24 protein-coding genes are annotated in these 22,022 nt (G+C 67.4%); 22 read left to right on the plus strand and 2 right to left on the minus strand.

Features of this window, described 5'->3' with window-relative positions:
• The first annotated feature begins 6 nt into the window (after positions 1-6).
• The 3 genes from PV764_RS08525 to PV764_RS08535 all read left to right on the plus strand — a co-directional run bounded on the left by PV764_RS08525 (position 7) and on the right by PV764_RS08535 (position 1,681).
• Positions 7-405 carry an HU family DNA-binding protein gene (locus tag PV764_RS08525; protein ID WP_019185677.1) on the plus strand — a complete coding sequence of 133 codons (399 nt, stop codon included), beginning with the start codon at positions 7-9 and terminating at the stop codon, positions 403-405.
• 254 nt (positions 406-659) lie between these two features.
• Positions 660-1,004, plus strand: coding sequence for a DUF3861 family protein (locus tag PV764_RS08530; RefSeq protein ID WP_019185676.1), 345 nt, complete (start codon positions 660-662; stop codon positions 1,002-1,004).
• Between the two features lie 80 nt (positions 1,005-1,084).
• Positions 1,085-1,681 (plus strand): DUF1439 domain-containing protein, encoded by a 597-nt coding sequence (locus PV764_RS08535; RefSeq protein WP_421116473.1) that lies wholly within the window; start codon positions 1,085-1,087, stop codon positions 1,679-1,681.
• A 39-nt stretch (positions 1,682-1,720) separates the two neighbouring features.
• Here the strand turns inward: PV764_RS08535 and PV764_RS08540 are convergent, their stop codons facing one another.
• Together PV764_RS08540 and PV764_RS08545 are read right to left on the minus strand one after the other, a co-directional pair.
• Positions 1,721-2,263, minus strand: a complete 543-nt coding sequence (locus PV764_RS08540) for a type 1 glutamine amidotransferase domain-containing protein (RefSeq protein ID WP_421116474.1) — start codon at positions 2,261-2,263, stop codon at positions 1,721-1,723.
• 123 nt (positions 2,264-2,386) lie between these two features.
• Positions 2,387-2,854: an SET domain-containing protein gene (locus PV764_RS08545; RefSeq protein WP_019185673.1), complete on the minus strand. Its 468-nt coding sequence runs from the start codon at positions 2,852-2,854 to the stop codon at positions 2,387-2,389.
• A gap of 172 nt (positions 2,855-3,026) precedes the next feature.
• Between PV764_RS08545 and PV764_RS08550 the strand changes: the two genes are divergently transcribed.
• The 19 genes from PV764_RS08550 (at position 3,027) to PV764_RS08640 (ending at position 22,020) form a co-directional block, all read left to right on the plus strand.
• A complete protein-coding gene (locus tag PV764_RS08550) occupies positions 3,027-3,479 on the plus strand; it encodes an SUF system Fe-S cluster assembly regulator (protein ID WP_026070170.1) in 453 nt (150 codons plus the stop codon).
• Positions 3,480-3,492: 13 nt separating this feature from the next.
• Positions 3,493-4,968, plus strand: coding sequence for a Fe-S cluster assembly protein SufB (gene sufB / locus PV764_RS08555; protein ID WP_421116475.1), 1,476 nt, complete (start codon positions 3,493-3,495; stop codon positions 4,966-4,968).
• Positions 4,965-5,369, plus strand: a complete 405-nt coding sequence (locus PV764_RS08560) for a lysozyme inhibitor LprI family protein (RefSeq protein ID WP_019185670.1) — start codon at positions 4,965-4,967, stop codon at positions 5,367-5,369. The genes sufB and PV764_RS08560 overlap by 4 nt, the downstream gene beginning before the upstream one ends.
• 45 nt (positions 5,370-5,414) lie before the next feature.
• Positions 5,415-6,179 (plus strand): Fe-S cluster assembly ATPase SufC, encoded by a 765-nt coding sequence (sufC, locus tag PV764_RS08565; protein WP_399621863.1) that lies wholly within the window; start codon positions 5,415-5,417, stop codon positions 6,177-6,179.
• Positions 6,179-7,441, plus strand: coding sequence for a Fe-S cluster assembly protein SufD (gene sufD / locus PV764_RS08570; protein ID WP_019185668.1), 1,263 nt, complete (start codon positions 6,179-6,181; stop codon positions 7,439-7,441). Before sufC ends, sufD begins: the two co-directional genes overlap by 1 nt.
• A complete protein-coding gene (locus PV764_RS08575; RefSeq protein WP_421116476.1) occupies positions 7,438-8,694 on the plus strand; it encodes a cysteine desulfurase in 1,257 nt (418 codons plus the stop codon). Before sufD ends, PV764_RS08575 begins: the two co-directional genes overlap by 4 nt.
• Positions 8,695-8,801: 107 nt before the next feature.
• Positions 8,802-9,338 (plus strand): GNAT family N-acetyltransferase, encoded by a 537-nt coding sequence (locus tag PV764_RS08580; protein ID WP_019185666.1) that lies wholly within the window; start codon positions 8,802-8,804, stop codon positions 9,336-9,338.
• Positions 9,335-9,667, plus strand: coding sequence for a non-heme iron oxygenase ferredoxin subunit (locus PV764_RS08585; RefSeq protein ID WP_019185665.1), 333 nt, complete (start codon positions 9,335-9,337; stop codon positions 9,665-9,667). The genes PV764_RS08580 and PV764_RS08585 overlap by 4 nt, the downstream gene beginning before the upstream one ends.
• Positions 9,668-9,756: 89 nt before the next feature.
• Complete coding sequence (locus PV764_RS08590) at positions 9,757-10,143, plus strand: hypothetical protein (RefSeq protein WP_421116477.1); 387 nt, start codon at positions 9,757-9,759, stop codon at positions 10,141-10,143.
• 147 nt (positions 10,144-10,290) lie between these two features.
• Positions 10,291-12,573 (plus strand): TonB-dependent receptor, encoded by a 2,283-nt coding sequence (locus PV764_RS08595; RefSeq protein WP_421116478.1) that lies wholly within the window; start codon positions 10,291-10,293, stop codon positions 12,571-12,573.
• A gap of 49 nt (positions 12,574-12,622) precedes the next feature.
• Positions 12,623-13,312 (plus strand): Fe2+-dependent dioxygenase, encoded by a 690-nt coding sequence (locus tag PV764_RS08600; RefSeq protein ID WP_019185662.1) that lies wholly within the window; start codon positions 12,623-12,625, stop codon positions 13,310-13,312.
• The gene (locus PV764_RS08605; protein WP_421116479.1) at positions 13,305-14,018 is read left to right on the plus strand and encodes a tetratricopeptide repeat protein; all 714 of its coding nucleotides are present in this window, start codon (positions 13,305-13,307) and stop codon (positions 14,016-14,018) included. The genes PV764_RS08600 and PV764_RS08605 overlap by 8 nt, the downstream gene beginning before the upstream one ends.
• Before the next feature lie 129 nt (positions 14,019-14,147).
• A complete protein-coding gene (locus tag PV764_RS08610) occupies positions 14,148-14,582 on the plus strand; it encodes a hypothetical protein (RefSeq protein ID WP_421116480.1) in 435 nt (144 codons plus the stop codon).
• 140 nt (positions 14,583-14,722) lie between these two features.
• Positions 14,723-17,146 (plus strand): TonB-dependent receptor domain-containing protein, encoded by a 2,424-nt coding sequence (locus tag PV764_RS08615; protein ID WP_421116481.1) that lies wholly within the window; start codon positions 14,723-14,725, stop codon positions 17,144-17,146.
• 150 nt (positions 17,147-17,296) lie between these two features.
• Positions 17,297-17,935 carry a PepSY-associated TM helix domain-containing protein gene (locus tag PV764_RS08620; protein ID WP_421116482.1) on the plus strand — a complete coding sequence of 213 codons (639 nt, stop codon included), beginning with the start codon at positions 17,297-17,299 and terminating at the stop codon, positions 17,933-17,935.
• Between the two features lie 23 nt (positions 17,936-17,958).
• Positions 17,959-18,477 (plus strand): DUF2271 domain-containing protein, encoded by a 519-nt coding sequence (locus PV764_RS08625; RefSeq protein ID WP_102789113.1) that lies wholly within the window; start codon positions 17,959-17,961, stop codon positions 18,475-18,477.
• A 25-nt stretch (positions 18,478-18,502) separates the two neighbouring features.
• The gene (locus PV764_RS08630) at positions 18,503-19,309 is read left to right on the plus strand and encodes a DUF4198 domain-containing protein (RefSeq protein WP_421116483.1); all 807 of its coding nucleotides are present in this window, start codon (positions 18,503-18,505) and stop codon (positions 19,307-19,309) included.
• Between the two features lie 120 nt (positions 19,310-19,429).
• A complete protein-coding gene (locus tag PV764_RS08635; protein WP_421116484.1) occupies positions 19,430-20,410 on the plus strand; it encodes an FAD:protein FMN transferase in 981 nt (326 codons plus the stop codon).
• Entirely contained in the window at positions 20,407-22,020 is a 1,614-nt protein-coding gene (locus PV764_RS08640; protein WP_421116485.1) for a sulfite reductase subunit alpha, read from the plus strand. Before PV764_RS08635 ends, PV764_RS08640 begins: the two co-directional genes overlap by 4 nt.
• Positions 22,021-22,022: the final 2 nt, after the last annotated feature.

Raw genomic sequence — 22,022 nt, forward strand, 5'->3', positions numbered from 1 at the left:
GAAACCATGGCAAAGACCGCTAAGAAGGCTGCCCCGAAGAAGGCAGTAAAGAAAGTCGCTACGAAGGCAGCCGCGAAGCCGGCTGCTCCCAAGCCGATCAAGGAAGTGCTGAGCAAGTCTGGTCTGGTTGCACACATCGTTGAAGCGTCCGGCGTTGTCGCCAAGGACGTGCGCGCCGTGCTCGCCTCGCTGGAAGGCGCCGTCGCCGCTTCGGTGCACAAGAAGGGCGCTGGCAGCTTCACCCTGCCGGGCCTGCTGAAGATCTCCACCGTCAGCGTGCCGGCCAAGCCGAAGCGCAAGGGCATCAACCCGTTCACGAAGGAAGAGCAGTGGTTTGCCGCCAAGCCGGCGTCGACCAAGCTGAAGGTGCGTCCGCTCAAGAAGCTCAAGGACGCCGCGCTCTAATCTGCGCGCTTCCTGCAGCACCCGACGGGACGGCTCACGCCGTCCCGTTTTTTTTGGAGGTTCTGCCATCCCATCGAGGCGGCGGGTGGGTCCGACGCTGGCGAAACACAGCGTTTCCAAAGCCATCAACGGCGCGCCCTTCCCGCGCAGATGCCTGTCCTGCCGTGATCCACGCGATGGCAGGACCGGCCGGAACGCACAGGGTGGAACACTGCGTGCGACCGCGCCTGTCGTCGCGGTGCGGATCGCAGCCTATGGTGGCCTTGTCCCCCACCGCGCAGGCAGCCATGGCCAGCTCTTCTTCCCAGCGTTACCGCATCACCGTCACCCCGATCGAAAAGGACGGCCTGCAGTGCAGCGGGCGCTGCACCATCGAGCTGGAGCATCGTGCGCAGCAGGACTGGATGCGCCTGCTGGAAATCGCACGGCGCAACACCGGCCTCAGCGGAGACGAACGGGCCGCGGCGATCGTCGCCACCCAGCTGCTGCGCGATCTCGCCCAGCGCCATGCCGATGAACCCAGCCACCCGCTGACCGTGCTGCAGCCGCAGCTGGACGAGGTGCTGGCCGCGCTGGAATCGATCCAGGGCGCGCCCTGAGCTCACCACCCGCACGCGTCAAAGCTGGATTCAGCCGCGCGCGTTATTGTTGGCGTCTCATTCCCGCACGGCCTGCCGTCATGAACGTTCGCCCGCTGTTGTCCCGCCTCGCCGCCTGCACCGTGCTGCTGGCCGCCGCCATCGGCGCGCAGGCCGCGCCCAGCATTTCCGGCCGTCAGTTGTCGGTGGGCGCCACCGATGTGCAGCAGTACCTCGATGGCAGTTTCCCGCGCACGCAGGACGCGCTGGGCGGCCTGATCGCGATGACCATGAGCCATCCCCAGCTCACCCTGCCGCAAGGCAACCGCCTGGATCTGGGTTTCGACATCGCCATGGCCACTGCCGGCGGCAACCCGGCCCCGCTGGGCAAGGTCAAGCTGAGCAGTGGCCTGCGTTATGACGCGCAGACCCAGGGCTTCCACCTGCAGGAACCGACGGTCGATGACTTCACGCCCGCCAGTAATGGCGGCAAGCTCGATTCGCGCACGCGTGGCCTGCTCAACGCCTGGCTGGTCGATTACGCCCGGCGCGAGCCGATCTACAAGATCGACCCGACGGTCGCGGCGGTGCTGGGCACGCTGCAGGTGCAGTCGGCGCAGGTAGAGAACGGCAAGCTGGTGGTCACCTTCAACCAGGACCTCGGTGCGTTGGTGCCGGCAGGCTTGCTGAGCAAGTAACCGGAAATGGCACCGACCCACGGTCGGTGCCTGCATCCATCAAGCGGCCAGCGCCTTGGCCACGGCATCGGCGAACGCCGGGATGTCACCCGGCTTGCGGCTGGTGATCAGGCCACCATCCACCACCACCTCGGCATCGGTCCACTCGGCACCGGCATTGCCCAGATCGGTTTCCAGCGACGGCCACGAGGTCACCTTGCGGCCCTTGGCCAGGCCGGACTCGACCAGCAGCCACGGCCCGTGGCAGATCGCAGCAACCGGCTTGCCCGCGGCGCCGAAGGCCTTGATCAGGGCCACCGCGTCGGTATCGATGCGCAGCTTGTCGGGATTGATCACGCCGCCGGGGAGGACCAGCGCGTCGTAGTCGTCGGCCTTGGCGCCCTTCAAGGGGGCATCGACCTTCACGTTCTCGCCCCAGTCCTTGTCTTTCCAGCCGCGGATCTGACTGGCGTCACCGGGGGCGATCACCTTCACCGAGGCGCCCCAGGACTCCAGCAGTCGCTTGGGTTCCTGCAGCTCGGACTGTTCGAAACCATCGGTAGCGAGGATCGCGATGTGCTTGCCGTTGAGTGCATGTGCCATTGAGCGGCTCCAGTAAGTAGGAGCCTTCAGTGTGGCCAGGCATGCATTGGGCGACGGTGACCAGGATGTGCACAGCGTGTCGGCGCAGTCACCGGCGCACGTGGCCGGTGACCGCCGGCGCGGTCAGCGCTTGGGCTGGAGCATCGTGCCGGTGCACTTTTTAGAGCCGCAGCGGCATTCCCAGATCTTCTTCAGGCGCGCGGTGTGACGCTCGGCCAGGGTGATGCCGTAGTTGTAGGTCAGCTCGTCGCCCGGCTGGATATCCTTGATCGCCTCGATGAAGACCTTGTCCTCGCGGCGGTTGTCGCCCTCGGCTTCCTCGATCACCGCTTCGCAGTTGGGCTCGCAGCTGTGGTTGAGCCAGCGCGCATCATTGCCCTTGTAGTTCGCATCGATGACGTAGTCGTCATTGAGGGTGAACAGGAAGGTATGACCACTCTCCACATCCCCGGTGTCGTCGGCATCCACGTCGGCGTGGCTGCGCAGCAGACCCTTGTACTGGATGACCCGCTCACCTTTCTTGATCGGCGCCAGCGCGAACACGCCATTGCCATGGATGGTGGACTTGCGGGCCTGGATCTTCTTGGGCATCTGGCTGACCGTTGCGGTGGGAAGCCCCGATTCTCGCTTAATCTTTGTGATTGCCAAAGCGATGCGGTTCAATACGCCTCAAAGGCCGCCCTGCGGGCGCCTGAACAGGCGGGTTGGATGCCGGCGGAGAAAAGCGTACAATTTCAGTCCGCTTTATGGTTCTGCCCCCACCATGCTCCGCGTCACCAAGCTTACCGATTACGCCACCGTCGTGCTGACCGTACTCGCCGCCCGCCCGGGCGAGGTGCTCAGTGCGACCGAACTGGCCGAGTTCGCCCGTCTGGAACCGCCGACCGTCAGCAAGCTGCTCAAGCCACTCGCCCAGGCCGGGCTGGTGGAAGGCCTGCGCGGCGTGCGCGGCGGCTACCGGCTGACCCGCGCGGCGGACCAGATCACGCTGTTCGAGATCGTGGAAGCCATGGAAGGGCCGCTGGGCCTGACCGAATGCGCCCACGACCACAGCCAGTGCGGCCGCGAGCTGCAATGCGGCGCCCGCAGCAGCTGGCGGATGATCAACGACGTGGTGTCCGAAGCGCTGCGCGCGGTCACCCTGGCGCAGATCCTGCCCCCTCTTCCCCTTGTTGACGCCCACCGCCGCGCGATCGCGGCGGATGTCGTCTCCTGATCAGGCAGCCCCCATGGCCACCGATACCCTCGATACCGTCGCCACCGGCGATACCCCCAACCGCGAGATCCATGAGCAGCTCGGCCGCAAGTATTCGGCCGGCTTCATCACGGACATCGAATCGGACTCGTTGCCCCCCGGCCTGGACGAGGACACCATCCGTGCCCTGTCGGCCAAGAAGGACGAGCCGGAGTGGATGACGCAGTGGCGCCTGGACGCCTACCGCCACTTCCTGAGCATGCCGATGCCGGACTGGGCCAAGCTGCAGATCGCACAGATCGACCTGCAGGCGCTGAGCTATTACTCCGCGCCGAAGGGCCCGAAGTACGCCTCGCTGGACGACGTGCCCAAGGAACTGCTGGATACCTACGACAAGCTCGGCGTGCCGCTGCATGAGCGCGCCAAGCTGGCCGGCGTGGCCGTGGATGCGGTGTTCGATTCGGTCTCCGTCGGCACCACGTTCCGCAAGGAACTGGCCGAGAAGGGCGTGATCTTCTGCTCCATGTCCGAAGCGATCAAGGAGCACCCGGCGCTGGTCAAACAGTACCTGGGCACCGTGGTGCCGGTCGGCGACAACTACTTCGCCGCACTCAACTCGGCGGTGTTCTCCGATGGCAGCTTCGTGTTCATCCCCAAGGGCGTGCGTTGCCCGATGGAGCTGAGCACCTACTTCCGCATCAACGCCGGCCACACCGGCCAGTTCGAGCGCACGCTGATCATCTGCGAAGACAAGGCGTACGTGTCCTACCTGGAAGGCTGCACCGCGCCGATGCGCGATGAGAACCAGCTGCACGCCGCAGTGGTCGAGCTGGTCGCGCTGGAAGATGCCGAGATCAAGTACTCCACGGTGCAGAACTGGTACCCGGGCGACGAGAACGGCGTGGGCGGCATCTACAACTTCGTCACCAAGCGTGCCGAGTGCCGTGGTGCGCGCAGCAAGGTCACCTGGACCCAGGTCGAGACCGGCTCGGCGATCACCTGGAAGTACCCGTCGTGCGTGCTGCTGGGCGATGATTCGGTCGGCGAGTTCCACTCCGTCGCGCTGACCCACCATCGTCAGCAGGCCGACACCGGCACCAAGATGATCCACATCGGCAAGCGCACCAAGAGCAAGATCGTCAGCAAGGGCATCAGCGCCGGCCACGGCCAGAACACCTATCGTGGCCTGGTCAAGGTCGATCGCGGCGCCGAAGGCGCGCGCAACTACACCCAGTGCGACTCGCTGCTGATCGGCAAGAAGTCCGGCGCGCATACCTTCCCCTACATCGAGGTGAAGAACCCCAGCGCGACGGTCGAGCACGAGGCGACCACCTCCAAGATCTCCGACGACCAGCTGTTCTATTGCCGCGCCCGCGGCATCGACCAGGAAAACGCGGTCTCGATGATCGTCGACGGCTTCTGCAAGCAGGTCTTCCGCGAGCTGCCGATGGAGTTCGCGGTGGAAGCCAAGAAGCTGCTGGAAGTCAGCCTGGAAGGCTCGGTCGGATGAAGAGTGTGCTGACCTTGGCCCTGCTGCTTGGGGCTGCGGCGCCGGCGTCTGCCGAATCGGCCTGCGATGACCTGAGCACGCAGATGCAGATGAATGAGTGCGCCAACGAAGGGTTCGAAGAAGCCGACGCCGCGTTGAACGCGGTGTATCGGCAGGTGGTGGGCAAGCTGGCCGATGCACCGGTGGCGCTGGCCAACCTCAAAGCCGCCCAGCGCCTGTGGGTGCAGCTGCGCGATGCCGATCTGGAAGCGCAGTACCCGGTTGGCAAGGATGAAGACCCGCGCATGCTGTACGGCTCGATGTACCCGATGCTCTATTCCGGGGCCAAGACTGCATTGACTCAAACCCGCACCGATTACCTGCGCAAAGAATTCCTCGAGCGCAGCGAATACGACCTCTGAGTCGCGCTGCCTCCAGTTCCCCTATCTGACAAGACGATTATCGACATGTTGAAGATCGACAACCTCCACGCACGCATCGGCGAAAAAGAGATTCTCAAGGGCCTCTCGCTCGACGTGAAGCCCGGCCAGGTGCACGCCATCATGGGCCCCAACGGCGCCGGCAAGTCCACCCTGGGCAATGTCCTGGCCGGCCGCGACGGCTATGACGTGAGCGAAGGCAGCGTGCAGTTCGAAGGCCGTGACCTGCTCGAGCTGGCGCCGGAAGAACGCGCCGCCGCCGGCCTGTTCCTGGCCTTCCAGTACCCGGTGGAAATCCCGGGCGTGAACAACACCTACTTCCTGCGCGCCGCGCTCAACGCCCAGCGCAAGGCGCGCGGCGAGCAAGAACTGGATTCGATGCAGTTCCTCAAGCTGGTGCGCCAGAAGCTGGCCGTGCTGCACCTGAAGGACGAACTGCTGCACCGCGGCGTCAACGAAGGCTTCTCCGGTGGCGAGAAGAAGCGCAACGAGATCTTCCAGCTGGCCGTGCTCGAGCCGAAGCTGGCGATCCTGGATGAAACCGACTCCGGCCTGGACATCGATGCGCTCAAGAGCGTGGCCGACGGCGTCAACGCGCTGCGTTCGCCGGACCGTTCCTTCATCGTGATCACCCATTACCAGCGCCTGCTCGACTACATCAAGCCGGACGTGGTGCACGTGCTGGCCGATGGCAGGATCGTGCAGAGCGGCGGCCCGGAACTGGCCCTGGAACTGGAAGCCCATGGCTACCACTTCCTGAAGGACCGCGTGGTGCCGGAGGCAGCGGTCTGATGAGCGCCCTGCTCGATTCCCTCGCCAGCGGCTTCTGCGGCAGCGATGCACGTCGCGCCGAGCTGGATGCCGCGCTACAGGCCGGTCTGCCCGGCCCGCGTACCGAAGCCTGGAAATACACGTCGCTGCGCCAGCTGGAGCGTCGCAGCTTCCAGCCCGCCCCGCTCGCCCCGGCCGTGGTCGATGCCGCCCTGCTGGCCGACATCCCGTCGCCGCGGCTGGTGTTCGTCAATGGCCGCCCCTCCGGCGCGCTCAGCGATGTCGCTGCGGTGCCGGCCGGTGTGCAGCTGGCCACGCTGTCCTCGGCGCTGGCCGCCGGCGATGAAGCCGCCCGTTTCCTTGGCCGTCGCTTCGAGCGCAGCGAGGAAGTATTCGCCCGTCTCAACGCTGCACTCGCCGATGAAGGCGTGCTGCTGCGCGTGGAAGAAGGCGTGCAGGTCGAGGCGCCGCTGCAGCTGGTCTTCATCAGCGTGGCCGGCGAGACCGATCTGTCCTGGCACCATCGCCACCTGATCGAACTGCGCAGCGGTGCCGCGCTGGGCGTGGTCGAGCATCACCTGCATGTCGGTGATGCCGCGCACCTGGACAACACCCTGGTGCACGTCCACCTCGCGCAGGATGCCGTGCTCTCGCACGCCCGCGTGCAGGCCGATGCCACCCGCGCCACCTCGCTGCTGCGCACCGACGCCGTGCTGGCCCGCAACGCGCAGTACCGCCGCGTGGACCTGGAGCTGGGCGCGGCGCTGAGCCGCCATGAGCTCAACGTCCGCCTGGAAGGCGACAACGCCCAGCTCACCGCCAACGGTGTGCTGCTCGGCAATGGCCGCCGCCATGTCGATACGCGCCTGGGCATCGAGCACATCGCGCGCGATACCGCCTCGGAAATGGTCTGGCGTGGCGTCGCCGCCAACCGCAGCCGCGTGGTCTTCCACGGCGGCATCCACATCCGCGAAGGCGCCGATGGCACCGACGCCAACCTCTCCAACAAGAACCTGCTGCTGTCGGCCGATGCCGAGATCGATACCCAGCCCACGCTGGTGATCGATGCCGACGAAGTAAAGGCGGCACATGGCGCCACGGTTGGCCAGCTCGACGCGAACGCGCTGTTCTACCTGCGCTCGCGCGGCTTGCCGGCCGATCGCGCGCAGCAACTGCTGAGCGCCGCGTTCTGCCATGAACCGTTGAACGTCCTCGACGCACGCCTGACCGAGCAGCTCACCGCCCAGCTCAGCCGTGCGCTGGCCGTGGCGGGCGTGGCATGAACCTGTCCACGCCGCGCCCGGCCGCCGATACCGGCACCGCGCCCGACTGGGATCGCGTGCGCCTGGACTTCCCGCTGTTGATGCGCGAAGTGCACGGCAAGCCGCTGGTGTACTTCGACAACGCCAACACCGGCCAGAAGCCGGTGCAGGTGATCGGCGCGGTGGACGAGTTCTACCGCCGCTACAACGCCAACGTCAGCCGCGCGGTGCATGCGCTCGGCACTGAGGCAACCGATGCCTACGAGGGCGCACGCAACAAGCTGGCGCGTTTTCTCAACGTCCGTGCCAGCGAGCTGGTGCTGTGCAGTGGCACCACCATCGCGATCAATATGGTCGCGTATTCGTGGGCGTTGCCGCGGCTCAAGGCCGGTGATGTCATCCTCGTCTCGCGCATGGAGCACCATGCCAACATCGTGCCGTGGCAGCTGGTCGCCCAGCGCACGGGCGCGACGATCCGCGTGGCCGAGATCACCCCGGAGGGCGCATTGGACCTGGACGCGCTGCGCGCGGCGATGACCCCCGAGGTCAAGCTGCTCGCCGTCGCCCATGTCTCCAACGTGCTGGGCACGGTCAACCCGGTCCGCGAAATCTGCCGCGAGGCCCGCAAGCGCGGCATCGTCACCGTGGTGGACGGCTCGCAGGCCGTGCCGCACCGCAAGGTCGACATCCCCGCGATCGGCTGCGACTTCTATGCCATCACCGGCCACAAGATGTGCGGCCCGACCGGCACCGGCGCCCTGTGGGCCAGGCGCGAACACCTTGATGCCATGCCGCCGTTCCTCGGCGGGGGCGAGATGATCAAGGAAGTGAGCTTCGAAGGCACCGTGTTCAACGACGCCCCGCACAAGTTCGAAGCCGGTACCCCGAACATCGCCGGCTTCATCGGCCTGGGCGTGGCGGTGGATTACCTCGAGTCGCTGGGCCTGGAGCACGTGGAAGCCCGCGAAGGCGAGCTGCTGGCGCACTTTACCGAAGAGCTGAACAGGATCGACGGCCTGCGCATCTTCGGCACCACGCCGGACAAGGCGGCGGTGGTCTCCTTCCTGGTGGACGGCGCGCACTCGCACGATCTGGCCACCCTGCTCGACCTGGAAGGCGTCGCGGTCCGCTCGGGCCAGCACTGCGCGCACCCGCTGCTGCAGTACTACGGCGTCGCCGCCACCTGCCGTGCCTCGCTGGCGTTCTACAACACGCATGAGGAAATCGAGCGCTTCATCGTGGCGCTCAACAAGGTGCGCAAGCTGCTGGGCTGAGCCCGCGCCAGACTGCGCCCCACTCGAACGCCGTGGCCTGCCACGGCGTTTTTCATGGCGCGCCCCGCACATTTCCGTAGCGCCCCCTGCGGGCCTAAAATGGCGCCATGAGCACCCTGACCTTCCGCGCGGCCACTGCCGCCGACATCCCCGCCCTGATCGCCCTGGTCACCTCCGCCTACCGTGGCGATGCCAGCCGGGCCGGCTGGACCACCGAGGCCGACCTGCTGGACGGCGCCCGCATCGATGCCGACGGCCTGCAGGCCGACCTCGCCAAGCCACGCTCGACCATCCTGCTGGCCGAGCGCGATGGCCAGCTGCTGGCCTGCGCGCACGTGGCCGATGACCACGGCAAGGGCTACTTCGGCATGTTCTCGGTCGACCCGTCCCAGCAGGGCGGCGGCATCGGCAAGCAGCTGATGCTGGCCGCCGAGGCCCACGCGGCGCGCGAGTGGGGCGTGCCGGTCATGCAGATGACGGTGATCGACGTCCGCGACGAGCTGATCGCCTTCTACGAGCGCCGCGGCTACCAGCGCACCGGCATCAAGAAGCCCTTCCCGTATGGGGATGAGCGTTTCGGCATCCCCAAGCGCGACGATCTGCGCTTCGAGATCCTGGAAAAGCCGCTGGCGGTGCCGGCATGAGCGAGACCTGGACCTTCGTCTGCGCCAGCGCCGAGCTGCTGCCCGGCGAGATGAAGAGCACCTTCGACGAAGTGACCGGGACGCCGATCGTGGTGTTCAACCTGGACGGGGAACTGTACGCACTCGAAGACCAGTGCACCCACGATGAGTTCGAGCTGTCCTCGGGCACCTTCGATACCGGCGAGGGCAGCATCGAGTGCGTCCTGCACGGGGCCCGTTTCGACGTGCGTGACGGCGCTGCCCTCTGCGCGCCGGCCTATTCGCCGGTAGCGAAGTTCCCGGTCAAGCGGGAACACGACGCCGTCTGGGCCCGCGACGACCGCGACTGAGCCGGCCTGAACGCGGGCGTTTTGAAAACGCGAATTGTTCCTATTACCATAGGCATTGCGGCCACCCGGCCGCTTCTGCCCGGTAAGCCGTGTCCGCCAACCGCTCCGCCCTTGGTCTCGCCGCCCTGTGGGCCACGTTCTGCGTGGTGCTGCTGGCCTGCGGCTTGCTGACGGCCGGCGGCGCCGGTAACGCCGGGCCGGCGCCGGCGGCGGCGCACACCGCCGGCCTGCTGGGCGCCGACAGCGCGCGCCAGGCATCGGCGCCATCCACACCTGCACCGGAGCTTCCTGCCGAGCCGACCCTGGCGGCGGAGACCGGTGCCGACCCCGAGCCCAGCCCGCCGGCAGTACTGCCCCAGCTGCGCCGCACGCCCTGGATCGCCGTCGTCCCGCTGTGGCCGTCCGACGCGCTGCGCTGGCAGCGGCTGGAACCTTCGCTGCGGCTCAACCCCGGCCACGCCCCGCCCCACGCCTGATTCCGGCGGCGACGCTGCGCGTCGCTGCCCGCGCACGCCCGCGCCATCGCGCCGCCGTCGGCCGTCTGCCCGTTTTCCCCACCTGCCTCCGCTCCGCCGTGACCGCCACACGCTGTCCGGCCTTCGTCCGTCCTGCCAGGAATCACCATGACCGTCCGCCCGACTCCGTTGTCGTCCGCCCTGCTGCTGGCCATCGCCGCCCCCGCCATCGCCCATGCCGAGGCCGACGCTGCCGATCCGCAGCGCGCCACCGAACTGGATGGCGTCGACGTCCACGGCGAGCGCGTGCGTGCGCAATCGTCCAAATTCACCGCGCCGCTGCTGGATACGCCCAAGTCGGTCAGCGTGATCTCCCAGCAGGTGATCGAACAGACCGCCGCCACCACCCTGCTCGATGCACTGCGCACCGTGCCGGGCATCACCTTCGGCGCCGGCGAAGGCGGCAACCCGACCGGTGACCGTCCCTTCATCCGCGGCTTCGATTCGGCCTCGGACATCTACGTCGATGGCATCCGCGACGCCGGCAGCCAGACCCGTGAAGTGTTCGCCATCGAGCAGATCGACGTGGTCAAAGGCCCGAGCTCGGCCTACTCCGGCCGCGGTTCAGCCGGCGGCACCATCAGCCTGGTCAGCAAGACGCCCAAGCTGGAGAACTTCGTGGCCGGCACCCTGGCCGCCGGCACGGACAGCTACTACCGCGGCACGCTCGATGCCAACCAGGTGATCGGCGACGGCATCGCCGCCCGCGTGAACGTCATGAAGCACGAGGCCGACGTGGCCGGACGCGATGAAGTGAACAGCAGCCGCTGGGGCATCGCGCCGTCGCTGGCGTTCGGTCTGAACGGCCCGACCCAGGCGGTGATCAGCCACTACCACATGGAAACCGACGACCTGCCCGATGCCGGCGGCTTCCCGTACAACAACCCGTTCACCAGCGGCCCCAACCTGGCGCTCAATGGCGACGGCAGCCCGATCGTGACCAACCGCGACGCGTTCTACGGCCTGGTCGACCGCGATTTCCAGAAGACCAAGGCGGACATCACCACCTTGAACCTGTCGCATGATTTCGGCGGCATCGTCCTGCGCAACATCACCCGCTACGGGGACACCAGCAACGATTACCTGTGGACCCAGCCGGACGACAGCAAGGGCAATCCGAACCTGTTCGGCACCGTCTGGCGCCGCACCAACGCGCGCGCCACGCAGACCGACAGCTTCGTCAACCAGACCAGCGTTACCGGTGAGCTGGAGACCGGCCCGCTGCGCCACAGTTTCAACGCCGGCGTGGAATACAGCAGCGAAAAGACCGTGCGCGGCACCTACGCGATCGCCGACGTGCGCCGCCCCAATGGCCAGACCACCGCAGGCACCAACAACCCGCTGACCGGCAACCAGAGCTGCCCGACCACCGGCGCGGCCACCGGCTACAACTGCACCGACCTCACCCACCCCAACCCGAACGATCCGTGGTCGGCCACGCATACCGTCACCCGCAGCGACCCGGCCCGCGACGTGCGTCAGACCACCCGCACCAAGTCGGCCTATGTGTTCGACACGATCAGCTTCAGCGAGCAGTGGATGCTGAACCTGGGCGCGCGCTTCGACGACTACAACACGCATCAGTTCAACCCGACGGCCGCGGCCAACCTGCAGCACCTGCGCAACGACACCTCGTTCTGGAACGGCCAGGCCGGCCTGGTGTTCAAGCCGGTCGCCAACGGCAGCATCTACCTGTCCTGGGGCACCTCCTCCACCCCGGTCGGCGTGGACGGCGGTGATGGCGCCGACGGCATCAGCGCGACCATCCAGGACCTCAAGCCGCAGCGCAGCCGCAACATCGAGCTGGGCACCAAGTGGGATCTGTTCGATGCCCGCCTGTCGCTGACCGGTGCGATCTTCCAGACCGAGATGAGCAACGCGCGCGTGACCAGCGATGCGGGCACCACGCAGAACGCCGGCACCAAGAAGGTCAAGGGCGCCGAACTCGGCTTCAGCGGCACGATCGTGGAGGGGTGGCAGGTCTTCGGTGGCTACACCTACCTGGATGCCGTGGTCGAGGACAACGGCTTTGCGCTGGTCAACGGGGTCTACGTGCCATCGCCGTTCAACGGCAACGCATTCCCCAACACCGCCAAGCACAGCGCCAGCCTGTGGACCACGTGGGCGCCGTCGTTCGTGCCGGGCCTGAGCCTGGGCGCCGGTGCCAACTACGTGGACAAGGTCTACGGCAACGTCAACAACACCAAGTGGGTGCCATCCTATACCCGTTGGGATGCGATGGTCGGCTACGCCTTCAGCGAGCGCTACAGCCTGCAGTTGAACGTGCAGAACCTGACCAACAAAACCTACTTCACCAAGGCGTACGCTTCGCATTACGCCGCCATCGCGCCGGGCCGCTCGGCCACGTTGGCCTTCAATTTCAAGTTCTAAGCGATACGCCCCCTCCCGCGCGCTCGTGCGGGAGGGGCTGGAGCCCACCATGCTGCTGCACATTCCCGACGTCCTCACCGCCGAGCAGGTCACCCAAGCCCGCCAGCAGCTGGCCACGGCCGGCTGGACCGACGGCCGCCTGACCGCGGGTTACCAGTCCGCGCAGGCCAAGCACAACCTGCAGTTGCCCGAGTCCGATCCGGCCGCGCGTGCGGTCGGCTCGGCCATCCTCGATGCACTCGGCCGCAACAGCACCTTCTTCTCGGCCGCGTTGCCGCGTCGCATTTTCCCGCCGCTGTTCAACTGCTATCAGCCGGGGCAGACCTTCGGGTTCCATGTGGACAACGCCGTGCGCTACGACTACACCGCCCCCGGCCAGCCGCAGCCGGTGCGCACCGACCTGTCGGCCACGTTGTTCCTGAGCGACCCGGATGAGTACGAGGGTGGCGAGCTGGTGATCGAAGACACCTACGGCAACCAGCGGGTGAAACTGCCGGCGGGCCACATGGTGCTGTACCCGGGCACCAGCCTGCACCAGGTCACCCCCGTCACCGCCGGCACGCGGCTGGCCTCGTTCTTCTGGATCCAGAGCATGCTGCGTGATGACGGCCAGCGGCGCCTGATGTGGGACCTGGATGTCTCGATCCGCCGCCTCACCCATGACCACCCCGAACACCCTGCGCTGGTGAATCTCACCGGCGTGTATCACAACCTGCTGCGGCAGTGGGCCGATGTCTGAGGCGGCCCTGCCCGCGTTCAACGTGGCAGCACTGGCCGACCAGCTGCAGCACGATCCGGCCGCCGCGCTCGCCACGCTGGAAGCGACCGCGCAGCGCGGCGACCCACAGGCGCAGTTCCTGCTCGGGCAGGCCCGGATGGAAGGGCGCGGGATCGCGCCCGATGCGGCGGCGGCCGTGCTCTGGTTCGAGCGCGCCGCCAACGGTGGTCTGCCCCTCGCCATGAACATGCTCGGCCGCTGCCACGAACTCGGCACCGGGACGCCGATCAACCTGGCACTGGCCGCGGTCTGGTACGGCAAGGCAGCGGATGCCGAGTTGGACTGGGGCCTGTACAACCTGGCCAACCTGCTCGGCACCGGCCGCGGCGTGCCGCGCGATGACGCCGCCGCATTCGCGCTGTACCTGCGCGCGGCACGGCTGGGCCATGCCAAATCGATGAACCTGGTCGGCCGCTGTCTGGAAGACGGCATCGGTGTACCGGCCGATCCGCGTGCGGCACCGGCCTGGTACCTGCGTTCGGCCGAGGCCGGCGACTTCCGCGGGCAGGCCAGCCATGCCTCCCTGTTGCTCGCCGCCGGTGATATCGACGGTGCGGCGGACTGGCTGCGTCGCGCACTTGCACACGGGAGCCCGTCGTTTCTGGCTCACGTGCGCCCCACCTTGGCGGCCTCTCCGCATCCCGCGATCCGGGCGCTGGTCAGCTGATTCCTGCGCTCCGGACGCGCAGGGACCGAAATCATTAATCATTCTCATTTGCGTCCGCTAACGAATCTCACCTACAATCCCGCCGCGTTGCTGGTCGGCTGATCGACTGGCCATTCACAGGGGCCCGCCTTGCGCCATCCACACCGCCACCGCAGCTTTGCTCCCGCCATGCGCGGGCGGCAGCAGGCGTTGTCGAGCGTGCTGGCATGGCTTGGCCTGCTGTCGCTGCTGCTGGCCGGCCTGCCCGTGCTGGAACGGACCGCCCCGGGCAGCACTGTGATGGTCCTGCAGATGCCAATGGGCGAGCACCCGGCCGGCGGTGGTGAGACCGCACAGGAAGAAGCCCCGGCCAAGCCGCGCCGGGTCGCCAGCGCGCACCCTGCCGCGACGCCGCCGCTGCCGCCCGCGTTGCCGCCGGTCGTGGAATCGCTGGATTCGCTGATGGCCACACTGGTGGCACAGCCGCCGCGGGTCGTACCGGCCATTGACTCGGCACCGGCCACGCCGCTGCCTGCCGCACCCGGCCTGCGCATCCAGCGCGGCCAAGCCCCACCGCAGGGCTGATTCCGACCTTCGGCGGCGCCACCGTGCCCGCCTCCGGTTCTGCGCGTTCCGCCCGCCCCGGGCGTTCCTGATTCCTGCGCGTGCTGCCGCCCTGCGGCCTGCCACGTCGCGTCCGTTCTCTCCTTTCCGAGGTTGCCCCCATGGCCCAGCGCCATCGTCGTCGCACGTCCCTGTCCCGCTGCACGCTGTCCCTCGCCCTGCTCGGTGCGCTGAGCGCCCCGGCCTTCGCCCACGGCGACGCCGCCGCTCCGACCACGCTGGACAAGGTAGTGGTCACCGCCGCCGGCTTCGAACAGAAGATCGCCGATGCCCCGGCCAGCATCAGCGTGATCAGCCGCGAAGAGTTGAGCAAGCGCCCCTACACCAGCCTGGTGGATGCGCTGCGCGACGTGGAAGGCATCGACGTGGGCATGGAACCGACCGACAAGAACGGCCGCGCCACCATCTCCATGCGCGGCATGCCCTCGGACTACACCCTGGTGCTGATCGACGGTCGCCGCCAGAGCAACGCCGGCAACCTGTACCCGAACAACTTCGGCGGTGGCCAGTTCTCGTACATGCCGCCGCTGGATGCGATCGAACGCATCGAAGTGGTGCGCGGCCCGATGTCCACGCTGTATGGTTCCGATGCCATGGGCGGGGTGATCAACATCATCACCCGCCGCAACCAGGCCGAGTGGCATGGCGCGGTCACCCAGGGCTTCACGGTGCAGCAGGACGACCAGTTCGGTGACGCGCGCAGCACCGATGTCTACCTCAGCGGCCCGCTGGTCAAGGACCGTCTGGGCGTGTCAGTGCGCGGCAGCTATTACGACGCCAAGGCCTCCAACCCGGAATGGGATGACCTGCCGCTGCCGGACGGCACGATGTGGTCGCGCAGCATCGGCTTCGGTGCCGGTGGCAAGGCGGTGGCCAACACGAACTGGAACGCGGGCATGCGCCTGAACTTCATCGTCAATGACGACCACGAGCTGTGGCTGGATTACGACGTGTCGCGCCAGAAGTACGACAACAGTGAAGGCCAGACCGGCACCCTGGACAGCCTGGCCAGCCTGTGGCGCGTGGGCAATGCCACGATCCCCAACCCGAACGGCCCCGGCAACGTCACCCGCCGGGTGGTGCAGCCGCGCGTGGGCTACACCGCCTACCAGCGTTACGAGCGCGACCAGCTGGCGCTGACCCATCAGGGCCGCTATGAATTCGGCACCTGGCAGACCACCCTGACCCACATCACCAGCAACAACCTCGGCCGCTCGCTGCCGCTGACGCTGGACGAACGCGCCGATCTGCAGACGCTGTGGAACGATGTCTGCCGCCGCACCGGCGCCGCCGCCAACTGCGCTGCCGGTGCACGCAACGGACTGGGCGCGCTCAACCCGGCCGAGATGGCGCGCCTGCAGGCCTTCCTGCCACGCCCGCTGCGCACCATGGAGCTGAAGGGCAACGTGCTGGACACGATGCTCGACCTCACCTTCGGTGCGCACAAGCTGACCGTGGGCGGCCAGTACAACGACACCGACATGGTCGACGGCGTGTTCGGCATGGATGGGGCCGGTTACAAAGACAACGTGAAGCAGCAGCACCGCATGTGGGCGCTGTTCGCCGAGGACAACTGGTCGCTGACCGACAGCCTGACCGCGACGGTCGGCGTGCGCTATGACGACCACAACATCTTCGGCAGCCACGTCAGCCCGCGCGCTTACCTGGTGTGGAACGCCAACGATGCCTGGACCCTCAAGGGCGGCGTCAGCACCGGCTACAAGACACCGCGCCCGGACCAGTTGTTCCCCGGCATCGTCGGCTTCGGTGGCCAGGGCGTGACCCCGCTGGTCGGCTCGCCCAACCTGAAGCCGGAGACCAGCACCAACTACGAAATCGCCGCGTACTACGAAGGCGATCGCTGGGGCTTCAACGTCACCGGCTTCCTCAACAAGTTCGATGACAAGATCGCCAGCGGCGGCACCTTCGCCAACTGCGAAGTGGCCCCCAACGATGGCAGCTACTGCGTGGACATCGGCCCGGGCTGGGCCGAGCTGGGCTACAGCACCTTCGGGCAGAGCGTGAACATCGACAAGGCCGAAACCCGTGGCGTCGAGGCGGCGGCCCAGGTCGATCTGCTGGACAACCTGCAGCTGCGCGGCAACTACACCTGGACCAAGAGCGAGCAGACCAGCGGCATCGGCAAGGGCCTGCCAATCACCGGCAACCCGGCCAGACACATGGCCAATGCCAGCCTGAACTGGCAGATCAGCGACGCGGTGAGCCTGTCGCTGATCGGCGAAGGCCGCTACGACCGCTACCGCGACACGCTGGTCAGCAACGTCGGCGGCGTCAGCAGCTCGCAGACCCGCTATTACGAGGACTACACGATCTTCCACCTCGGCGGCAGCTGGGACATCAACAACTGGCTGACCGTCAACGCGCGGGTCAACAACCTGTTCGACAAGGACTTCGTGTCGCAGTCCTGCGTGCTGATCAGCGACAGCGAATACAACTGCGTGGATGACTATTCCACCAAGGACCAGCGCCGCAGTTACTGGATCTCGTTGAACGCCAAGTTCTGAGGCACACCGGTGCGGCGTCCGTGGTGACGCCGCGCCCGGTCTTGACCTCGGGCAGCGGTCCGGCAAGGGACCGCTGCCTTCTTTGTCTACAAATTGCGAATCATTCTCATCAATGGTGTAATTCGCCCCTCAGTACTCTCTCCTGCGACCGTGGCCACCAGCGCTCCCTCTTCCAGCGTGCAACAACAACGCCGCGGCTTCTGGCTGCGCACGCTGCACCAGTGGCACTGGATCAGCTCGGCGGTGTGCCTGATCGGCATGCTGCTGTTCGCCGCGACCGGCATCACCTTGAACCACGCCTCCCGGATCGAAGCCACGCCGGAGGTGGTCAGCCGTCAGCTGGAACTGCCTGCCGACCTGCTCGGCAAGCTGGGCGACCGCGCCGATGGCAAGGCACCGATCCCCCGCGTGGCCAGCCGCTGGCTGGATGCACAGCTCGGCATCTCGATCGGGCGTCGCCCGGCCGAATGGTCCGATGGCGAAATCTATCTCTCCATGCCCAGCCCAGGCGCGGACGCATGGCTGAGCATCGACCGTGAAACGGGCGCCGTGGAGTACGAATCCACCGCCCGCGGCTGGGTCTCCTATTTCAACGATCTGCACAAAGGGCGCAATGCCGGGCCTGCCTGGGGCTGGTTCCTGGATATCTTCGCCGTGGCCTGCCTGGTGTTCTGCATCACCGGCCTGTTCCTGCTGCACCTGCATGCCCGCCAGCGCCGCATGACCTGGCCGCTGGTCGGCCTGGGCCTGCTGATCCCGCTGCTGATCGCCCTGATCCTCATCCACTGACCGTCCCCTTCCGGAGCCGCACCATGCGCGTCACCCTGACCATCGCCCTGAGCGGCCTGCTGGCCACCTCGCCGGCCTATGCCACCACCCTGGACATCAATGTCGAGGTGCCCAAGCTCAACGTGGCCGAATACCACCGCCCCTATGTGGCCGTGTGGCTGGAAGGCGCCGACCAGAAGGTCGCCGCCAACCTGTCGGTCTGGTACCAGCAGACCGGCAACAGCGAGGGCCATGGCACCAAGTGGCTGCCCGACCTGCGCCAGTGGTGGCGCAAGAGCGGCCGCACGCTGGAGGTGCCGGTGGACGGCGTGACCGGTCCGACCCGCCCGGTCGGCAAGCATGCGCTGTCGTTCAACGACAAGCAGCCGGCGCTCAAGGCACTCGCCCCGGGCAACTACACCCTCGTGGTGGAAGCGGTGCGCGAAGTCGGCGGCCGCGAACTGCTCAAGATCCCCTTCACCTGGCCGGTCACGGCCGCACAGACGGGCAAGGCCCAGGGCGCGACCGAACTCGGTCTGGTCACCCTGTCCGCCAAGCCCTGATACCCCATCCACCTGGAGTTTTTCGATGAAGCGCACGCTCGTCCTCGCCGCCGCCATGGCCGCCGCACTTCCGTTCTCCGCCCTGGCCCACAAGGCCTGGCTGCAGCCCTCGCAGACCGTGATCGCGGGCACCAACCCGTGGATCACCGTCGATGCGGCGGTCTCCAACGACCTGTTCTACTTCAACCACGTGCCGCTGCGCCTGGACAACCTGGTCATCACCGCGCCCGACGGCAGCACCGTGCAGCCGCAGAACGCGGCGACCGGCAAGTTCCGCAGCGTGTTCGATGTCGAGCTGACCCAGCAGGGCACCTACCGCCTGGCCACAATCAACAACGGCCTGTCGGCCAGCTGGGAAGAAGACGGCAAGCCCAAGCGCTGGCGCGGCACCCCGGCCACCTTCGCCACCGAAGTCCCGAAAAACGCGAGGAACCTGCAGGTCTCGCAGTCGGTCGGTCGCGTGGAAACCTTCGTCACCAACGGTACCCCCAACGACACCGCGCTGAAGCCGACCAACCAGGGCATCGAGATGATCGCGCTGGCGCATCCGAACGATCTGGTCGCCGGTGAGGCCGCAAGTTTCCGCGTGCTGGTCGATGGCAAGCCGACCGCCGGCCTTGAATTCGAGATCACCCGCGGCGGCACCCGTTACCGCAACGCACAGGAAGAGATCAAGGTCAGTACCGATGCCAAGGGCGAGTTCGCCGTCACCTGGCCGGAAGCGGGCATGTACTGGCTGGAAACCGGCACCGAGGACAGCAAGACCTCGATCAAGGAAGCCAAGAAGCGTCGCCTGAGCTACGTGGCCACGCTGGAAGTGCTGCCGGAGTAACGGCATCCGGCGTGCCGTGCGCGCGCCGTCCTCCCCACCCGCCCCCGCCGACCTGACGGGGGCTTTTCACCCGACGCATTCCGGCCATCGGGCTTACCAAGGCCCGACCTGCCCACCCCCATGACCAATCCGGATTTCGACATCGCCCACCTCGGTGGCCACACCATGGGCACCACCTGGCAGGTAAAACTGGCCGTGGCGCGCACCCGCGACCTGCACCCGTTGCATGCCGGCATCCAGGCGCAGCTCGATGCCATCGTGGCGCAGATGAGCACGTGGGAAGTCGACAGCGATATCGAGCGCTTCAACCGTGCCTCCGCCGGTGAATGGCAGGTGCTGCCGCCGTTGTTCGATACGGTGATGCAGTGTGCGCTGGAGATCGCGCAGCGCAGCGGCGGCGCCTTCGATCCCACCGTGGGCCCGCTGGTGGCGCTGTGGGGGTTCGGGGCGCAGGCGCAGGCCCGGCGGATTCCCGATGCCGACACGCTGGCGGCAACGCGCGCGCGCTGTGGCTGGGAACGCCTGCAGTGGCAGCCCGGTCGCCTGCTGCAACCCGGCGGACTGGCACTGGATCTGTCGGCGATCGCCAAGGGCTTTGGTGTCGATCAGGTCAGCGCGTGGCTGCGCCAGAACGGGGTACACGCCGCATTGGTGGAGGTCGGCGGCGAGCTGCACGGGTTTGGTCACAAGCCCGATGGCCAGCCGTGGCGCGTGCTGGTGGAATCGGCACCGGAGGAAGACGCGCAGGCCACCTATCCGCCGCGCGTGCTGGCACTGACGGACCGCGCAGTCGCCACCTCCGGTGATCGCTGGCACCACTTCGAGCAGGGCGGCGAGCAGTTCAGCCACACGCTGGATCCGCGCATCGGTGCGCCGGTCACGCGCGCTGCGGCGGCCGTCACCGTGGTTGCCGACAGCGCCATGCAGGCCGACGCCTGGGCCACGGCGCTGACCGTGATGGGCAGGGACGAGGCCATGGCATTTGCGCGCACCCATGCGCTGGCCGCACGCTTTGTCGGCCGTGGCGCGCACGGTAGCGAGGAATCCATGAGTCCTGCATTCGAGCAGTTGCTTGCCTACGACCGCGTGGGCGCGGCATGAGCCTGCGCCCATCGCGTGCGTGGCTGGGCAACCTGATGGTGATGGTGCTGCTGGGCGTCATTGCCTGGGCGCTGCTGCGCCTGCATCTGGGCGACGCCTGGTGGCCAGCCGCACCGTTGGCTGGGCACTGGCGCTGGGCAGCGGCCAGCCTGGTGCTCTATGCCGCGTTCTGCACCCTGATCTGGTGGCGTGGACGACCGCGGCAGGCGCGCGTGGCCGACAACGGCCCCGCACCGATCCTGCTGGTCTGGGCCAGCCAGACCGGCTTCGCACAGCAGCTGTGCGACCGCAGCGCAGAGGCATTGCGCGCTGCCGGGCTGCCAGTGCGCATCCGTGCGCTGCATGCGGTGACGGCCGAGCTTTTGCAGCGCAGCGCGCAGGTGCTGTTCGTGGTCAGCACCACCGGCGAGGGCGATGCACCGGATCATGCCCTGCCCTTCCTTCGCAAGGTGATGCCGCAGGCGCCCGCACTGCCCCACCTGCAGTACGGCGTGCTGGCCCTGGGCGATCGCAGCTATGGCCATTTCTGCGCCTTCGGCCACCAGCTCGACGCGTGGCTGCGCCAGCGTGGTGCGCACCCGCTGTTCGATACGGTTGAAGTGGACAATGCCGATCCCGGTGCGCTGCGCCACTGGCAGCAGCTGCTCGGCCAGCTTGGCGGCGAAGCCACCGAGCTGCCTGACTGGACGCCGGCCGAGTATCTGCCCTGGCAACTGCAGGCGCGGCATCTGGAAAATCCGGGCAGCCCGGGCGCACCGACCTACCGGATCACCCTGGTGCCTGCCGATGGCACCCTGCCGGTCTGGCAGGCCGGCGACGTGGTCGAGATCGGGCCGCAGCATGCACCGGCGGACGTCGAAGCCTGGCTGCGCAAGACGCCGTGGGCGGGCGACACGTTCATCGATGGGCAGACGCTGCGTGCGCACCTTTCGCGCGCGCATCTGCCCGGTGCTGAGGAGATGGCGGCGCTTGCCGACCCAGATGCCGTGGTCGCCGCGTTGCGTCCCCTGCCGCACCGGGAATACTCCATCGCCACCCTGCCCGCCGAAGGCCAGGTGCAACTGCTGCTGCGCCGCCAGCTGCGGCCCGATGGCACGCCGGGCCTGGGCAGCGGCTGGCTGTGCGATCACGCTGCGCTCGATGGGCGCATTGATCTGCGCTTCCGCAGCAACCCGAACTTCCATGGTGTGGCGGCGGCAACGCCGCTGATCCTGATCGGCAACGGCACCGGCATCGCCGGCCTGCGCGCGCACCTGCGCGAGCGGATCAGCGCCGGCGCGCGCCGCAACTGGCTGCTGTTCGGCGAGCGTACGGCCGCGCACGATTTCTTCTTCGGCGACGACCTGCGCGCCTGGCAGCGCGACGGCTGGATCGCACGGCTGGATACGGTGTTCAGTCGCGACGGTGGTGAGCATCACTACGTGCAGGACCGGCTGCAGGCGCAGATCCACACGCTGCAGCAGTGGGTGCACGACGGTGCCACGATCCTGGTCTGCGGCAGCCTGCAGGGCATGGCACCGGCGGTGGATGCGGTGATCGAGCAGGCGCTGGGACGCGACGGCAAAGAAGCGCTGATCGTGGCCGGGCGTTACCGGCGCGACGTGTACTGAGG

Origin of the sequence: Stenotrophomonas sp. AS1, from assembly GCF_048957655.1 — a bacterium.
GTDB lineage: Bacteria > Pseudomonadota > Gammaproteobacteria > Xanthomonadales > Xanthomonadaceae > Stenotrophomonas > Stenotrophomonas bentonitica_A.

Excerpts from the sequence above, each read along its gene's own strand:
- PV764_RS08525 (WP_019185677.1), top strand. The coding sequence starts at position 7 with ATGGCAAAGACCGCTAAGAAGGCTGCCCCGAAGAAGGCAGTAAAGAAA.
- PV764_RS08530 (WP_019185676.1), top strand. The coding sequence starts at position 660 with ATGGTGGCCTTGTCCCCCACCGCGCAGGCAGCCATGGCCAGCTCTTCT.
- PV764_RS08535 (WP_421116473.1), top strand. The coding sequence starts at position 1,085 with ATGAACGTTCGCCCGCTGTTGTCCCGCCTCGCCGCCTGCACCGTGCTG.
- PV764_RS08540 (WP_421116474.1), bottom strand. The coding sequence starts at position 2,263 with ATGGCACATGCACTCAACGGCAAGCACATCGCGATCCTCGCTACCGAT.
- PV764_RS08545 (WP_019185673.1), bottom strand. The coding sequence starts at position 2,854 with ATGCCCAAGAAGATCCAGGCCCGCAAGTCCACCATCCATGGCAATGGC.
- PV764_RS08550 (WP_026070170.1), top strand. The coding sequence starts at position 3,027 with ATGCTCCGCGTCACCAAGCTTACCGATTACGCCACCGTCGTGCTGACC.
- sufB (WP_421116475.1), top strand. The coding sequence starts at position 3,493 with ATGGCCACCGATACCCTCGATACCGTCGCCACCGGCGATACCCCCAAC.
- PV764_RS08560 (WP_019185670.1), top strand. The coding sequence starts at position 4,965 with ATGAAGAGTGTGCTGACCTTGGCCCTGCTGCTTGGGGCTGCGGCGCCG.
- sufC (WP_399621863.1), top strand. The coding sequence starts at position 5,415 with ATGTTGAAGATCGACAACCTCCACGCACGCATCGGCGAAAAAGAGATT.
- sufD (WP_019185668.1), top strand. The coding sequence starts at position 6,179 with ATGAGCGCCCTGCTCGATTCCCTCGCCAGCGGCTTCTGCGGCAGCGAT.
- PV764_RS08575 (WP_421116476.1), top strand. The coding sequence starts at position 7,438 with ATGAACCTGTCCACGCCGCGCCCGGCCGCCGATACCGGCACCGCGCCC.
- PV764_RS08580 (WP_019185666.1), top strand. The coding sequence starts at position 8,802 with ATGAGCACCCTGACCTTCCGCGCGGCCACTGCCGCCGACATCCCCGCC.
- PV764_RS08585 (WP_019185665.1), top strand. The coding sequence starts at position 9,335 with ATGAGCGAGACCTGGACCTTCGTCTGCGCCAGCGCCGAGCTGCTGCCC.
- PV764_RS08595 (WP_421116478.1), top strand. The coding sequence starts at position 10,291 with ATGACCGTCCGCCCGACTCCGTTGTCGTCCGCCCTGCTGCTGGCCATC.
- PV764_RS08600 (WP_019185662.1), top strand. The coding sequence starts at position 12,623 with ATGCTGCTGCACATTCCCGACGTCCTCACCGCCGAGCAGGTCACCCAA.
- PV764_RS08605 (WP_421116479.1), top strand. The coding sequence starts at position 13,305 with ATGTCTGAGGCGGCCCTGCCCGCGTTCAACGTGGCAGCACTGGCCGAC.
- PV764_RS08615 (WP_421116481.1), top strand. The coding sequence starts at position 14,723 with ATGGCCCAGCGCCATCGTCGTCGCACGTCCCTGTCCCGCTGCACGCTG.
- PV764_RS08625 (WP_102789113.1), top strand. The coding sequence starts at position 17,959 with ATGCGCGTCACCCTGACCATCGCCCTGAGCGGCCTGCTGGCCACCTCG.
- PV764_RS08630 (WP_421116483.1), top strand. The coding sequence starts at position 18,503 with ATGAAGCGCACGCTCGTCCTCGCCGCCGCCATGGCCGCCGCACTTCCG.
- PV764_RS08635 (WP_421116484.1), top strand. The coding sequence starts at position 19,430 with ATGACCAATCCGGATTTCGACATCGCCCACCTCGGTGGCCACACCATG.
- PV764_RS08640 (WP_421116485.1), top strand. The coding sequence starts at position 20,407 with ATGAGCCTGCGCCCATCGCGTGCGTGGCTGGGCAACCTGATGGTGATG.